The following is a 14,477-nucleotide window of genomic DNA, read 5'->3' as shown; positions in this document are numbered from 1 at the left end:
ATGGCCCGCATGGAGCTGCGCCACCTACGGTACTTCTGCGCGGTCGCCGAGGAACTGCACTTCGGCCGCGCGGCTCAACGTCTGCACATCGCCCAGCCGCCGCTGTCCCAGCAGATCCGCCAACTCGAGGACGAACTCGGCGTCGCACTGCTCGTCCGGTCGACGCGGCGCGTCGAACTGACCGCCGCAGGCGAGGACTATCTCCGGCAGGCGGTCGCGATCCTCGACTCCGTCGACGCCGCCGCCCGCCGCGCACAGCGCATCGCCGACGGCCGGCAGGGCAACCTCGCGATCGGTTGCGTAGGATCGGCGACCTACTCGCTGCTCCCTCGCTTCGTGCGCGCACTGCGCAACGAGCTGCCGGATGTGGATGTCAGCGTCCGGGGCGAGATGCTCGCGCCCGAACAGATAGCAGCACTGGAGTCGGGCGACATCGACCTGGCCCTGCTCCGCATGCCCGTGGAGACACGCGGTCTGCACGTCGAGTCCATCCGGAAGGACCGCCTGATCGTCGCGCTTCCGGCCGACCATCCACTCACCGCGACCCCCGAAGACCAGCCGGTCGCGATCGCACAGCTCCGGGGAGAGGACTTCATCTCGCATGTGGGCGGCGGGCGATCAGTGCTCAGCGGGGTCCTCGCCGCAGCGGCGGAGCGCGCAGGCTTCGTGCCACTGATCCGTCACGAGGTCGAGGAGACCTCGACGCTGGTGACGCTGGTCGCGGCCGGGCTCGGAGTGGCGATCGTGCCCGAGCCGACCTCCGCACTCGGAGTGGCCGGCGTCGTCTACCGGCCGCTTGCCGCACCGATCGACCACGTCGACCTCGCGGCCGCATACGCCGCGGCCCGTCGAACCCCGCTCATCGACCGAGCGGTGGCGGTGCTGCGCACCCTCTCCTGAACGCAACCCCGCGCTCCTGAGAAGCGAGCCAGCGCAGCTGCTACTCGCTCCCTGAGGAGCGAGCTTGCGAGCGTCACGAAGGGCCTGGCGAGAATCTCTCATCAGGCCCTTCGAGGCTCGTCGCTATCGCTCCTCGCACCTCAGGGAGCGAGAGTTCGGTTGTAGCGCAGCGATGTTCGTGAGATCAGCGATGCGTGAAGTTCGGGTCCCGCTTCTCGACGAAGGCGGCCATGCCCTCGGTCTGGTCGTCGGTGGCGAAGGTCGAGTAGAAGAGGCCGCGCTCGGCACGGACGCCCTCGGTCAGGCCGGACTCGAAGGCACGGTTGACGGCCTCCTTGGCCAGGGCCGAGGCGATGAGCGACTTGGAGGCGATGACCTCGGCGACCTCGATGGCCTTGGCGAGGGCTTCTTCCTTGGGGAAGACACGCGAGACGAGACCCGCACGCTCGGCCTCGTCGACCTTCATGTTGCGGCCGGTGAGGATCATGTCCATCGCCTTGGCCTTGCCGACGGCGCGGGTGAGGCGCTGCGAGCCACCGATGCCCGGGATGACACCGAGGTTGATCTCCGGCTGGCCGAAGACGGCGTTGTCGCCGGCGATGATGAAGTCGCAGAGCATCGCGAGTTCACAGCCGCCGCCGAGGGCGTAGCCGGTGACCGCGGCGACGATCGGCGTGCGGGTGCGCGACAGTTCGTCCCAGGCGCCGAAGAACTGCTGGTTGGCGACCTCTGCGTAGGTCTTGGTGGACATCTCTTTGATGTCCGCTCCGGCGGCGAACGCCTTCTCCGAACCGGTGATGACGATGGCGCCGACGGCCTCGTCGACGTCGAATTCCTTGACGACGGAAACGACTTCGTTCATCAGCTCGGAGTTGAGGGCGTTGAGAGCCTTCGGGCGGTTGAGGGTGATGATGCCGACCCGGCCGCGGCGTTCGACGAGGATGGTCTGGTATTCGGTCACGTCTTTCCTTCTTTCGGGTTGTGCTGGTCGGTCAGGCAGTGACGTCAGGCGAGGAACGTCAGGTCGTGCGGCAGCGGCGCGAAGAACGCGTCGACGCCCGCCTCCGAGAATTCTGCCCAACTCGGGTTGCGGTCCTTGTCGATGACCTGTGCCCGGATGCCTTCGGCCATGTCGGGATGCAGGAGGCACCGCAGCGACACGCGGTATTCGCGGACCAGGGTGTCCTCGAGGGTCGCGTCGGCCGCGGCCTCGCGCAGCGACCGCAGCGTCACCGCGAGCGCGGTGGGACTCTTGGCCGCGATGGCGTCGGCGGTCTTGGTCGCCATCTCGTTGCCGACCGCGCGGCAGCGGTCGATGATCTCCGGGATCGTCTCGGCGGCAAAGGCTTCGGCGATCCACTCACGCTGTGCGGCGAGCTCCGACTCGGGAGCTTCGGTGGCGAACTCAGCAATCGCGGCGTCGACGCCGGAGGCCCCGATGGCCTCGATGAACGCGGACAGCGAGTCGGACGGGACGAAGTGGTCGGCGAGACCCATGGCGATCGCGTCGGCGCCGCGGAGGTGTCCAGCGGTGAGCCCGGCGTAGAGGCCGAGACCGTCGGGAACGCGCGAGAGCAGGTGGGTACCACCGACATCGGGGACGAACCCGATGCCGACCTCGGGCATCGCCAGACGCGTGCGGTCGGTCACGACGCGCACGTTGCCGTGCGCGGAAACGCCCACGCCGCCGCCCATGACGATGCCGTCCATGATCGCGACATAGCGCTTGGGGTAGCGGGAGATCGCGGCGTTGAGCCGGTACTCGTCGAACCAGAACTTCGCCGAGGGCGAGTTCTCGGCGTCGAGGTCGGTGGAGTCGGGATTGCCGCTCAAGGCCGATGCGTCGCGGTGGATGGCAACGATGTCGCCGCCCGCACACAGACCGCGCTCGCCGGCCCCATAGAGGACGACAGCCTCGACGGCGTCGTCACCGGCCCACTCGTCGAGCCGCTCCGCGATCTCGGTGGCCATCTCGTGGTCGATCGCGTTGATCGACTTCGGACGGTTGAGGATCAGCGACCGCGCCGACCCGTTCTCCTCCGTCAGGACAGACGGGACCAGCACTGATTGTTCCGACACGACCGAAACTCCTCTCCACACCGACAGGCCTCCTCAGATGGTTGCATATCCTAGTAACGGAGGCCAGACCCCGGGTGCCCCTTCCCGATGAGGTTAGGGTGGCCTTATGGGCTACTCGAGAGCACGCGTCCGCGGGGTCGAAGACCTCACGCCCAACCTGCGTCGTCTGACGTTCGACGTCGACGACCTGCCCGGGCTCGGATTGCCCGGCGTCGCCGACGAGGCGGTGGGCATCTACTTCCCCTTCGAATCGCAGCGCTCGACCCCGGACATGGAGTGCCGGGACGGGACCTGGGCGTACTACGACGCCGACCCCGCGCCGGACGGGCGCAATTACTCGATCCGCACCGCCGATCCCGCGGCCGGCACCGTCGTCGTCGATTTCGTCATCCATGCGGCGGGACCGGCGACGACCTGGGCCCAGCGCACCGAACCGGGTCACGAGGTCGTGATGACGCACGCGCGCAGTTGGTTCACGCCGCCCGACGGCACCGACCGGCTGGTCCTGGCCGCCGACCTCGCCGGACTCCCCGCGCTCGCGCGGATCATCGAGGAACTCCCGTCGGCCGACGGCGTGACGGTGGTGGCCGAGGTGCCCGCGCCGACCGATCTCGCCTACCTGCCCGATCGCGAGGTGGAGACGGTCACCCTCATCGGCGGAAACGGGCGAACACCGAGCCGACTGGCGGAGACGGTCGCTTCCCTCGACCTCCCCGCGGCCCGCGACACCGCCGCGTACTGCTGGTTCGCCGGGGAAGCCTCGGAGTCACGGGCGGTCCGCAAACACCTGCGCAGCGAGCTGCGGTGGAGCCGCGACTCCTGCGACGTGATCGGCTACTGGCGACAGGACAGCGAACGCTGGACCCGACGCTATTCCGAACGCGGCGCCGAGCTGTTCGCGGTGTACCGGCAGGCACTCGCCGACGGGAAGACCGAGAAAGAGGCATCCGAGGAGTTCGACGAGGCCCTCGAGCGCGTCGGACTCTGACGCGATCCCCCTTCAGACCGGCGAGATCACTCGACATTGCGGGTGACCCGCCGCAGCAAGGTCACCAGCATGTCGATCTCGTCGTCGTCGAGGTCGTCGAGCATCTGACGCTCGCTCTCGATGCGGCGGGGGAACTGTTCGTCGACCACTTCTCGTCCCGCGGGCGTCAGCGACAGCAGGACCACACGACCGTCGCGTTCGAGACGTTCGCGTTCGACCAGACCCATCGCGACCAGCCGTTCGACGTTCTTGGTGGTCGACGCCCCGGAGATCCCGGCGACCGAGGTCACCTCGCTCGCGCGCAGCGGGACGTCGCTGCGCGCGAGTGCGCCGAGCACGTCGAACTCGGTACGGGTGATCCCACGAGGGGCGAGATCGCGATCGAACCGTGCGAGGGCCAGTGAGCTGATCCGCACGATCCGCCCGATGACATCGACCGGACGACAGTCGAGGTCGGGGTACCGCTCGGCCCATTCCCGTCGGGCACGATCGACGTAATCCGACCCTTCGGAGCGCGCTGACATGCGGCGATCTTAACATTTCGCAGATGCTTTATAGCTAATTTACCTAGAAAGTATTACCCTGGACGAATGCACGACGCCCCCGCCATCGCCCGTGACCGCAACCGACTGCAGCATTCGCGGCGGGCGCTCGCCCATTCGGTGTCCCCGGCGGCGTGGCGCCGCACGCTCGAGTTCCGGCGTGCCGATCCGACGGTGGCGATCGCCGTGCGCGTCGGCCTTGCCGGCGCGATCGTCCTGGTGGTGGGCGGGCTCCTCGGCCGGACCGAGATCGCCGGGTTCGCCGCACTCGGCTCGCTGGCCGCCGCATTCCTCCGCTACGAGCCCTATCCGCGACTGGCCCGCAAGCTCGCGGGTGTGGCGGCACTGATCGTCGCCTACACCGCGCTCGGTGCCACACTCGGCGTGGCAGCCGCACCGATCTGGTCGCAGGTGGTGCTGGTGTCCGCGGGCGCGGGCATCGCCTATTGGCTCGTCCTGGTCTTCGGCATCACCGGCCCCGGGCCGGTCGTCATGATCTTCGCCGCCGCGGGCGCGGCAGGGTTCGCCGACACGTGGGCCGACGCCGCATCCGTCACCGTCGCTTCCGCACTCGGCGGTCTCGCCGGTTGGCTCGTGGCGATGGCCCCGGCGCTGTCCCATCCGCACAGCCCCTCCCGGGTGGCCGTGGCGCGTGCACTGGCCGCCGTGTCCGCGACCGAACAGCAAGGCGCGGAGTCGGTTCCGGCTGCGCAGGCGGCCATCGACCGCGCTCGGGAGACCATCGCTCTCACCCCTAAGCGCCGCGTCGACGAGCACGTCCACGAACTGGCAGCACTGCTCGACGTCGCCGAGGACACCCTGACCGACCAGGAACCCGGACGATCTCGACGGGACGACTTCGCGCGGCTCGAAGCCGAACTCCGCAAGGTGCGCAGTGACCTTCGCACGCCACGGGCGAAGAGCCCGGGATCGCCGCCCGTCACCAAGCCTGCTCCCGACCACCTCCGCGCAGCGAAGGACAAGGCGTTGTGGTTCAGCGCCTCTCGGGTGGGCCTCGCGTCCCTGATCGCCGGTACGTTCGCGGTCGCCGTCGGCCTGGACCATCCGCTGTGGGCGACGCTCGGCGCGATCGCCACGTTGCAGGGCGTGAATTACGGCCACGCCGTTCAACGCGCCATCCAGCGGCTCCTCGGCAACGCCGCGGGCGCACTCCTCGCCGCCGCCCTGATCTCCGCCGATCTGAGGTATTGGCCCATCGTCGCCGTGATCGTGGTGTGCCAGATGGGCGCGGAACTGACGGTGACCCGCAACTACGCGGTCGCCTCGACCTTCGTCACCGCCATGGCGCTACTGCTGACCACGATCGGCCACCCCGGCGGCACCGACATCGCAGCGGCACGCGTCGGCGACACCCTCGTCGGCGTGGTCGTCGGAGTCATCCTGGCAGCGTTGACCATTCGCCCCGACGACCGACACCACCTACCCTCCGCCGCCTGATCCGAAAGAACGCGACGCACCCAGGTCTGCTGCCTGAGCCCGGAGAGACACCGTCACCCAACCAACCACCGGTCGACGTGAACCCCGACGGGCAGACGTCGATCGACGTCTGCCCGTCGAGTTGAGGTTCGGCGGTCGGGGCTCCGGACGCTCCTCAGCGAGCGGGCGGGTACTGAGTAGCCCGAAGCCTGCAGACGGCGTATCCCCCGCTCCCTGAGTAGCCCGAAGCCTGCAGACGGCGTATCCCCCGCTCCCTGAGTAGCCCGAAGCCTGCGGAGGGCGTATCGAAGGGCTAATACTGCGCGACCTGCCCTTCCTTCGGGGCGCGGTACATCTTCCACAGCAGCTTGGGCATCCCCCGCGCCGGCAGCGGTTTCGGCCAGTCCCGGGTACGCATGAGGGCCTCGGTTCCGCCGTCGACGGTGATGACGGTGCCGGCCATGAAGTCGGCGGCCGGCGACAGCATGGTCATCACCCACGCGGCGAGTTGCTCCGGCGTCCCGAACTCGCGCACCGGAACCGGGAACGACTTCACACTCTTGGCCTGAGGACTGTCGAGCTGCGACTGCAGCAGCGGTGTCATCACCGGGCCGGGCGCGATCACGTTGACCCGGATGCCCTCGCCGGCCCATTCCGGCTTGGTCCCCTGCCAGCGGACCCACTGGGTGACCGCGATCTTCGACGCCGCATAGGCGACCGGCGCGGTGACACCGCGACGTCGGCAGATCTGCCGGGTCGCACCCGCGGTGTCGCCGTTGATGAGCCGTCGGATCGCACCCCGCGGCACCAACGGCGTCACCGTCGTCGAATTTGAGCCGAAGACAACCACTTTCGCCTTGTCGGCAGCAGCGAGGGCGGGACGCCATGCGGTCAGCAGGTCGGTGACGCCGAGGACGTTGACCTCGGTGATCATCCGCTCACGCCCCTCGGTCGGCCCCATGCCGGCGGCGAGGACCGCACCGTCGAGCCTGCCGCCGGCCTTCGCGAGAACCTCGTCGGCAGCCTTCTGCCGACCGTGCGCAGTCGACAGGTCGGCAACGACATCAGCGTCCCGCAGATCGACGCCGATCACCGTGCGCCCTTCCCCGCGCAGGGATTCGGCCACTGCCGCACCCATTCCCGACGCCGATCCGGTCACCGCGTACGTGCCGCCCCTGTGGTCATGCGAACCCTCTCTTGAATCTCTGATCGCTCTTCTTGTCACGCTCGCCGGCACCGTGCCGGTCCTGCGTCCGTTCATAGGCGTCGTTGAATGCCCGCAACTCATTGAGCAATCCTTCCGGGCTACCCGGTCCGAGATCGGCAAAGACCTGCTCGAGTCGCTGCGCCCGCAGCAAACCGTCGCGTTTGAAGGACTCGCGACCCTCCTCGGTCGGACGGATCAGCTTCGAGACCGAGCCCTCGACCTCGAAACGTTCGAGGTAGCCGTGCTTGATCGCGGCGTTCACCTGGCGGTTGACCGTGGACTGCTCGAGTTCGAGTTCCTCGGTCAGTTCACGAAGAGTGCGCGGCCGACCGTCGGAGAGGACCCACAGGATCGCGAACGCCGACTTCTCCAACCCCACCGACGGATGAACAAGGCTCCGACGCCGGGACATACGCAGCAGTTCGGCCGCCAGGTCTCGGTGTACCGGCGATTGCCACGGCGCGTGGTCCTCGGACATGTCTCCTCCATCACATCGACCAGGACAATCTACTGTCCGGTTTGCCTATGTAGGTTACATATGTATGCTGCATACCTCGAAGGAGGTCTCACATATGAGCCACGTACAAGGTCAGGCGCCCGACGCGGTCGCCGGCCAGGCCACCCCCGCCGCCGACAAGGCACCCGCCGGCGCCATCGGCAGCGTCGTGGCGCTGTGTTTCGGCGGACTCGTCGCCTCGCTGATGCAGACGCTGATCATCCCGATCCAGCCGGACCTGCCGCGTCTGCTCGGGACCTCGATCGGCAACGCCTCGTGGGTCATCACGGCCACCCTGCTCGCCGCGGCCGTCGCGATGCCCATCGCCGGACGCCTAGGCGACATGTTCGGCAAGCAGCGCGTCCTGCTCGCCAGCGCCATCCTGCTCACCCTGGGATCGCTGCTCTGCGCACTCGGCGACTCACTCGTGCCGCTGGTGATCGGTCGCGCCGTCCAGGGCCTGGCGATGGGCTTCATCCCCGTCGGCATGAGCCTGATCCGCGAGATCACCCCGCCGCGTATCACCTCGATGGCCGTCGCCGCGATGAGTGCGACGCTCGGTGTCGGTGGCGCGATCGGACTCCCCCTGTCGGCCTGGATCGTCCAGACCTGGGACTGGCACGCCCTGTTCTACGTCGCGACCGGCCTCGGCGTGCTCATCATCGCAGCAGTGCTGCTCCTCGTTCCGCGCGTCAACACCGCCGCCGGCGGTCGTCTCGACATCCCCGGCGCCATCGGCCTGGCCATCGGTCTCTCGGCCTTCCTCATCGCGGTCTCGAAGGCCAACGACTGGGGCTGGACCTCGGGACCCACCCTGGCCCTCGGCCTCGGCGGGATCGCGGTCCTCGTGCTGTGGGGATTCTTCGAGCTCCGCCAGTCCGAGCCGCTGGTCGACCTCCGGACCTCGGCCCGGCCGGCCGTGCTGCTGACGAACATCGCCGCGGCCGCCATCGGCTTCGGCATGATGGCGCAGTCCATCATCCTGCCGATGCTGCTGCGTCTGCCCGAGGCAACCGGATACGGCCTCGGACAGTCGATCCTGGCCGCGGGTCTGTGGATGGCCCCCGGCGGTCTGATGATGATGTTCTTCGCCCCGCTGTCGGGCCTGCTGATCAACAAGATCGGCGCCAAGTTCACCCTCGCGATCGGCGCGAGCATCCTCGGCGTCGGCTACGTGTTCGCCTTCTTCCTCATGGACGCGGCGTGGAAGCTGATGCTGGCCTCCATCATCTGCGCCATCGGCGTGGGCATCGGCTACGCGGCCATGCCGACCCTGATCATGGGTTCGGTGCCGGCCACCGAGGCGGGCGCGGCCGTCGGACTGAACGGCTTGATGCGATCGCTGGGCACGACCGTCGCCTCCGCCGTCATGGCCCTGATCCTGGCCAGCGCGACCATCTCGCTGGGCGGCACCGAGGTACCCGACGAGTCGACGTTCACCTGGTGCTTCCTGATCGCGGCCGCCGCGGCCTTCATCGGCGTGGCGATCACGCTGCTGATCCCTTCCAAGGGAAACGCGTCGAGCATCGTCGAGGAACAGCCGGCACCCGCGAGGAACTGACCCTCCCCCGAACACGAGAGTGGCCCGGCAGTCGTCGCTGCCGGGCCACTCTCGTTGTGCGTCCGCCTCAGGGCTGCATCTGCCTCATAGGCCGCTACGACGCAGCGTCACGCGGTACGTGTAGTGCTCGGGCAGGAAGTAGCTGATCGCGAGTTCGACGGCCCGCCCGCGTGAATCGGTGTAGAGTCGGTCGACGCGCAGCACGGCGTGACCCACCGGGCAGCCGAGCCGCTCGGCGGTCTCGGCCTCCGCAGTGGTGGCCGTGATCGATTGCGCGCATTCCTCGATCGGATACTGCAGGTGCGGTTCGAGCAGGCCGATCATCGTGTGATCGCTTGTCGCACCGGCCTTCACCTCGGGTGCATCGATCACCAGCCGGGCCACCGACTCCGGCCACGACACCGTCGTGACCACGAACGGCACACCGTCGTGGAAGCGCTGGAACACGATTCGATAGACCACGTCGGTGTCGAGTCGCAGGCGTCCGGCGGCCTCGAGATCCACTCGACGCGAGGGCGATTCGAGGACCTGCATCTCGGTGTCGGTCGAGAGGTTCATCAGATCGTCGATCGAGCCGAGCTGCCGTAGGTACTGACCGGCGTTCTCGGTGGCGAAGGTCCCCCGGCCCGGAACGCGATACACCGACCCCTCGGTGACCAGTTCGAGGAAGGCCCGGCGCACCGTCTGCCGACTCAGCCCGTACTCCTGCGACAGCTCGGACTCGGTGGGCAGCCGCACACCGCCCTTGTACCGACCCTGCGCGATGTGCGATCGCAGTTCTGCGGCCAGCGTCTTGTACGCCGGCTCGGACTGCCCGACCTCGCTCATCCCACTCCCTTGTCCCGATGACGCCGGTTGTTGTGGATCGACCTGCTCCTGATCGACCTCGTCTTGATCGACCTCGTCTTGATCGACGCCGTCAGATCCCGCCCCGCGCAACGAGTTGCGCGGCGATGACGTTGCGCTGGATCTCGTTGGTGCCCTCGCCGACGATCATCAGCGGCGCATCGCGGAAGTACCGTTCGACGTCGAACTCCGTGGAGTAACCGTAACCGCCGTGGATGCGGACCGCGTTGAGGGCGATCTCCATGGCGACCTCGGAGGCGTAGAGCTTGGCCATGCCGGCCTCCATGTCGCACCGCTCGCCCTTGTCGTACTGATCGGCGGCGTGCCAGGTGAGCTGACGGGCGGCGGTCAGCTTGGTGGCCATGTCGGCGAGGTAGTTGCCGATCGACTGGTGCTTCCAGATGGGTTGACCGAAGGATTCGCGCTGCTGTGCATACGCCAGCGAATCCTCGAGGGCGGCGGTCGCGACACCGAGTGCGCGACAGGCGACCTGGATGCGTCCGGTCTCCAGCCCCTTCATCATCTGGCCGAAACCCTTGCCGGGCACGGTGCCGAGGATCGCCGACTTGGGTGCGCGGTAGCCGTCGAAGGAGAGTTCGCAGCTCTCGACGCCCTTGTACCCGAGCTTCGGCAGATCACGCGAGACGGTCAGTCCGGGACCGTGTTCGACGAGGACGATGGAGATGCCCCTGTGCCGCGGCTGTGCGGCCGGGTCGGTCTTGCACAGCAGGGCGATCAGCCCGGAGCGTCGGGCATTGCTGATCCAGGTCTTCGCCCCGCTGATGACCAGCTCGTCGCCGTCTTCCTTGGCGACGGTGGACATCGCCTGCAGGTCGGAACCACCACCCGGCTCGGTCAGCGCCATGGTCGCCCGCATCTCGCCGGTGGCCATCCGCGGCAGGTAGTTCTGCTTCTGCTCCTCGGTGCCGAACAGGGTGAGCAGCTTGGCGACGACGGTGTGACCGCCCATCGCACCCGCCAGGCTCATCCAGCCGCGTGCGAGTTCCTGGGTGACCTGCGCGTAGCAGGGCATCGAGACCGGCGAACCGCCATACTCCTCGGGCACGGCCAGACCGTAGATGCCGATCTGCTTCATCTGCTCGATCCACTTCTCCGGATACTCGTTGGCGTGCTCGACCTCCTGCACGGTCGGCTTGACCTCGCGGTCCACGAACGACCGGACGGTCTCGACGAGGAAGGATTCTTCGGCTGACAGCGTGCTCATGAGGGGGCTCACCTGTGATCTTCGGAGTCGGGCTGATTTGTACGGCCATTTTGTCCATCGGCCGTACCTATGTCAACCTTTCCAACAGACACCGAGGTCTGATAGAACGTCAAGGCACGACTTTGGCCGCACATTTAAACCCGGCATCCGGGTTGACACGATCACTGGGAGCAATGGTGCAGAGAAGACGAGGCGTTCTGGTGGCTCCGGCCTCCGACGACCGCAAGGCACGCAAGGCGCTGGCGTCCATCGCCGACGAGGTGGTTCTCGACCTCGAGGATGCGGTCACCCCGGCCAACAAGGACTCGGCGCGTGCCGCCGCTGCCGAACTCGTCGCCGAGTTCGGTGCCGAGCGCGCGGTCTCCCTGCGCATCAACGCCATCGACACCCCGTGGGCATCGGACGATCTGGCCGCGTGTGCCCGGATGGCGAACCTGACCTCGGTGGTGCTCCCCAAGGCCGACACCCCGGGCGACCTCCAGGAGGCCGACAAGCAGCTCGGCGACTCGTCGGTCCGCCTCCAGGCACTGCTCGAGACACCGCGCGGCATCCGCGACGCCGGCACGATCTGCGCGGCCACCGACCGCCTCGACGCCGTGCTGATCGGGTACGCCGATCTCGGCGCCTCGCTCGGCCGGGCGTCGGGCCTGCCGATGCAGACCTGGCACGTCGTGCAGGACTCGGTCCTCCTCGCCGCGCGGGCCGCGGGCGTCGACGTGATCGACGGACCCCACCTCACCATCGCCGACGACGACACCTTCCGCGATGCCAAGCGCTGGGTCCGCGACCTCGGCTTCGACGGCACCTGGGTGATCCATCCGGCCCAGTTGGCGAGCGCCATCGAGATCTTCACCCCGGATGCGGCCTCGATCGAGGACGCGCGACGCGTGCTCGAGGCGCTGGAGAAGGCAGCGGCCGCGGGCGCCGGTGCCGCCGAGCTCGACGGCCGGATGCTCGACGAGGCCCTCGCCGTCTCCGCTCGCCGCGTCCTCGCGAAGGGAGCGGTCGATGAGTGAGCCGATCGCCGTCGGCGGCCCCTACTTCGACGAGCTGACACACGGGCAGGTCTTCGACGACGCCCCGTCGCTCACGCTGACCTCCGGTCTCGCCGCCTCGCATCAGGCGATCCTCGGTGACCGCCTCCGACTCTCACTGGATGCGCATCTGGCGGGCCATGTTGTCGGCGATGGCGGCACTCTCGCCCATCCCGGCCTGGTCACCGACGTCGCGATCGGCCAGTCGACGCTGGCCACCCACCACGTCAAGGCCAACCTCTTCTACCGCGGGCTGCGCTTCCTGAGTTACCCGAAGATCGGTGACACGCTCACCACGGTGACCGAGGTCGTCGGGTTGCGCGAGAACAAGCCCAAGCCCGGACGCGCCCCGACCGGCCTCGCCGCACTGCACATGGTCACCACCGATCAGAACGGCGCCACGGTCCTCGACTTCTACCGCTGCGCGATGTTGCCACTGTCCCCGGACGCCGACCCGGACCGCACCGTGCACGCCGACGACCTCAGCACCATCGGTCCCGGCGAGGATGCCGAACCCGCTCTGCCCGGGTGGGATCTGGACACCTATCGGTCGTCGGTGGGTGGGCAGCACTTCTCGCCCGACCTGGCCGGACGCGTCTACCGCTCGAGCGCCGACGTCGTCTCCAGCGCACCGGAACTCGCGCGGCTGTCACTGAACATCGCAGCCACCCATCACGACGAGCGGGTGGCCGGGAAGGCGGCCGGCGGCCGGCTCGTCTACGGCGGGCACACCATCGGACTCGCCCTGTCGCAGGCCAATCGGGCCCTACCCAATCTCGTGACCGTGGTGGCCTGGGACTCGTGCGACCACACCGGACCCGTCCGCGAGGGCGACACCCTCAGCTCGGAGATCGAGGTCGAGGAAGCCACCCCGCTCGCCGGCGGCGGCGGAGTCCTGCGGCTCCGGTCGAAGGTCGTCGCCCACGGCGATGCCGAGGACCGCGAGGTCCTCGACTGGCGCTACCACGTCCTGATGGCCTGACCCGAACACCCTTCCTCGGAGGATCTTTCGCATGAGCACCACACCCCGCCCGCTCGAGGGCCTGCGCATCGTGGAGGTGTCGAGCTTCGTGGCGTCACCGCTGTGCGGCCTGACGCTGTCCCAGCTCGGCGCCGAGGTGATCCGCGTCGACCCCATCGGCGGCGCTGCCGACACCAACCGCTGGCCGGTCACCGCCGACGGCAACTCGATCTACTGGACCGGCCTCAACCGCGGCAAGAAGTCGGTGACCGCGAACTTCCGGGAACCCGAGGGCCAGAAGCTGATCCAGGACCTGGTCACCGAGAGCGGTCCGGGTGGCGGCATCCTCGTCACCAACGCGGGCGGACGTGCCTGGATGAGCCATGAGACCCTGTCCGCCACGCGCGCCGACGTCATCACCCTCGAGCTCCTCGGACGCACCGACGGCACTCCCGGTGTCGACTACACCGTCAACGCCGCACTGGGCTTCCCCGCGATCACCGGCCCCACCGACTACGCGGGCGTGGTCAACCATGCGCTCCCCGCATGGGATGTGGCCTGCGGCCTGTACGCGGCTCTCGCGATCACCGCCGCGGTACGACGCCGCGACCAGACCGGCGCGGGCGCGAAGATCACACTGCCGCTGGAGGACACGGCGCTCGCGATCGCCGGGACCCTCGGCTACCTCACCGAACCCCAGCTCGGCGGCAGCGGCCGCCCCGCAACGGGCAACGACGTGTACGGCACGTACGGAACGGATTTCGTGACGGCCGACGGCGGCCGCTTCATGCTCGTCGCCCTCACCCCCCGGCACTGGCGGGATCTGGTGGCGATGACCGAGACCGGAGACGCGGTGGCCGCCGTCGAGAAGGCTCTCGACGCGGACTTCACCACCGAAGCCGACCGCTTCACGCACCGCGGGGTCCTGACGCCGCTGTTCGCAGCGTGGTTCGCACGCCACAGCACCGCCGAAGTGGAGGAGGCGCTGGCGCGGGCCTCGGTCCTGTCCGAGCGGTACCGCACCTTCGAAGAGGTCGTCGAATCCGGAGTGCTGCAGCAGAATCCGCTGTTCACCGAGCTGGACCAGCCGGGCATCGGCACCTACCTCGCGGCCGGCCTGCCCGCACAGTTCGACGGCGAGCACTACTTCGCCGGTCCCGCCCCGGAGCTGGGGTCGTCGACGGGCTTCTGACGCCCCCTC

14 protein-coding genes are annotated in these 14,477 nt (G+C 68.4%); 7 read left to right on the top strand and 7 right to left on the bottom strand.

Going from position 1 to position 14,477, the window contains the following annotated elements; translation table 11 throughout:
* Positions 1-9: 9 nt before the first annotated feature.
* Positions 10-900 (top strand): LysR substrate-binding domain-containing protein, encoded by an 891-nt coding sequence (locus tag BLU62_RS27985; RefSeq protein ID WP_074853696.1) that lies wholly within the window; start codon positions 10-12, stop codon positions 898-900.
* Between the two features lie 184 nt (positions 901-1,084).
* Here BLU62_RS27985 and BLU62_RS27980 read toward each other — a convergent pair whose 3' ends face one another.
* The gene (locus BLU62_RS27980; protein WP_074853694.1) at positions 1,085-1,861 is read right to left on the bottom strand and encodes an enoyl-CoA hydratase; all 777 of its coding nucleotides are present in this window, start codon (positions 1,859-1,861) and stop codon (positions 1,085-1,087) included.
* Positions 1,862-1,905: 44 nt separating this feature from the next.
* The gene (locus tag BLU62_RS27975; RefSeq protein WP_074853693.1) at positions 1,906-2,979 is read right to left on the bottom strand and encodes an enoyl-CoA hydratase/isomerase family protein; all 1,074 of its coding nucleotides are present in this window, start codon (positions 2,977-2,979) and stop codon (positions 1,906-1,908) included.
* 106 nt (positions 2,980-3,085) lie between these two features.
* On the opposite strand from BLU62_RS27975, the gene BLU62_RS27970 reads away from it, so the two are divergent.
* A complete protein-coding gene (locus BLU62_RS27970) occupies positions 3,086-3,967 on the top strand; it encodes a siderophore-interacting protein (RefSeq protein WP_074853691.1) in 882 nt (293 codons plus the stop codon).
* A 26-nt stretch (positions 3,968-3,993) separates the two neighbouring features.
* On the opposite strand, the gene BLU62_RS27965 is transcribed toward BLU62_RS27970, so the two are convergent.
* Entirely contained in the window at positions 3,994-4,491 is a 498-nt protein-coding gene (locus BLU62_RS27965) for a MarR family winged helix-turn-helix transcriptional regulator (RefSeq protein ID WP_074853689.1), read from the bottom strand.
* A 66-nt stretch (positions 4,492-4,557) separates the two neighbouring features.
* Between BLU62_RS27965 and BLU62_RS27960 the strand changes: the two genes are divergently transcribed.
* Positions 4,558-5,967, top strand: coding sequence for an FUSC family protein (locus BLU62_RS27960; RefSeq protein WP_074853687.1), 1,410 nt, complete (start codon positions 4,558-4,560; stop codon positions 5,965-5,967).
* A gap of 292 nt (positions 5,968-6,259) precedes the next feature.
* Here BLU62_RS27960 and BLU62_RS27955 read toward each other — a convergent pair whose 3' ends face one another.
* Together BLU62_RS27955 and BLU62_RS27950 are read right to left on the bottom strand one after the other, a co-directional pair.
* Positions 6,260-7,084 carry an SDR family oxidoreductase gene (locus BLU62_RS27955; protein WP_074854291.1) on the bottom strand — a complete coding sequence of 275 codons (825 nt, stop codon included), beginning with the start codon at positions 7,082-7,084 and terminating at the stop codon, positions 6,260-6,262.
* A gap of 43 nt (positions 7,085-7,127) precedes the next feature.
* Complete coding sequence (locus BLU62_RS27950) at positions 7,128-7,631, bottom strand: MarR family winged helix-turn-helix transcriptional regulator (RefSeq protein ID WP_074853685.1); 504 nt, start codon at positions 7,629-7,631, stop codon at positions 7,128-7,130.
* A 94-nt stretch (positions 7,632-7,725) separates the two neighbouring features.
* On the opposite strand from BLU62_RS27950, the gene BLU62_RS27945 reads away from it, so the two are divergent.
* Positions 7,726-9,210: an MFS transporter gene (locus BLU62_RS27945; RefSeq protein WP_074853683.1), complete on the top strand. Its 1,485-nt coding sequence runs from the start codon at positions 7,726-7,728 to the stop codon at positions 9,208-9,210.
* Between the two features lie 84 nt (positions 9,211-9,294).
* Here the strand turns inward: BLU62_RS27945 and BLU62_RS27940 are convergent, their stop codons facing one another.
* Together BLU62_RS27940 and BLU62_RS27935 are read right to left on the bottom strand one after the other, a co-directional pair.
* A complete protein-coding gene (locus BLU62_RS27940) occupies positions 9,295-10,038 on the bottom strand; it encodes a GntR family transcriptional regulator (protein WP_074854290.1) in 744 nt (247 codons plus the stop codon).
* Positions 10,039-10,129: 91 nt separating this feature from the next.
* Positions 10,130-11,281: an acyl-CoA dehydrogenase family protein gene (locus tag BLU62_RS27935; protein ID WP_074853682.1), complete on the bottom strand. Its 1,152-nt coding sequence runs from the start codon at positions 11,279-11,281 to the stop codon at positions 10,130-10,132.
* A 200-nt stretch (positions 11,282-11,481) separates the two neighbouring features.
* On the opposite strand from BLU62_RS27935, the gene BLU62_RS27930 reads away from it, so the two are divergent.
* The 3 genes from BLU62_RS27930 to BLU62_RS27920 are packed head-to-tail and all read left to right on the top strand — an operon-like array spanning position 11,482 to position 14,468.
* Positions 11,482-12,297: an HpcH/HpaI aldolase/citrate lyase family protein gene (locus tag BLU62_RS27930; protein ID WP_084811960.1), complete on the top strand. Its 816-nt coding sequence runs from the start codon at positions 11,482-11,484 to the stop codon at positions 12,295-12,297.
* Positions 12,290-13,297, top strand: coding sequence for a MaoC family dehydratase (locus BLU62_RS27925; protein WP_074853679.1), 1,008 nt, complete (start codon positions 12,290-12,292; stop codon positions 13,295-13,297). The genes BLU62_RS27930 and BLU62_RS27925 overlap by 8 nt, the downstream gene beginning before the upstream one ends.
* Before the next feature lie 31 nt (positions 13,298-13,328).
* Positions 13,329-14,468, top strand: a complete 1,140-nt coding sequence (locus BLU62_RS27920) for a CoA transferase (protein WP_074853677.1) — start codon at positions 13,329-13,331, stop codon at positions 14,466-14,468.
* Positions 14,469-14,477 lie beyond the last annotated feature (9 nt).

This window comes from Gordonia westfalica (assembly GCF_900105725.1).
GTDB lineage: Bacteria > Actinomycetota > Actinomycetes > Mycobacteriales > Mycobacteriaceae > Gordonia > Gordonia westfalica.
The sequence above is the reverse complement of the archived record's forward strand: the minus strand, read 5'-3'. Positions and strand labels throughout refer to the sequence as shown.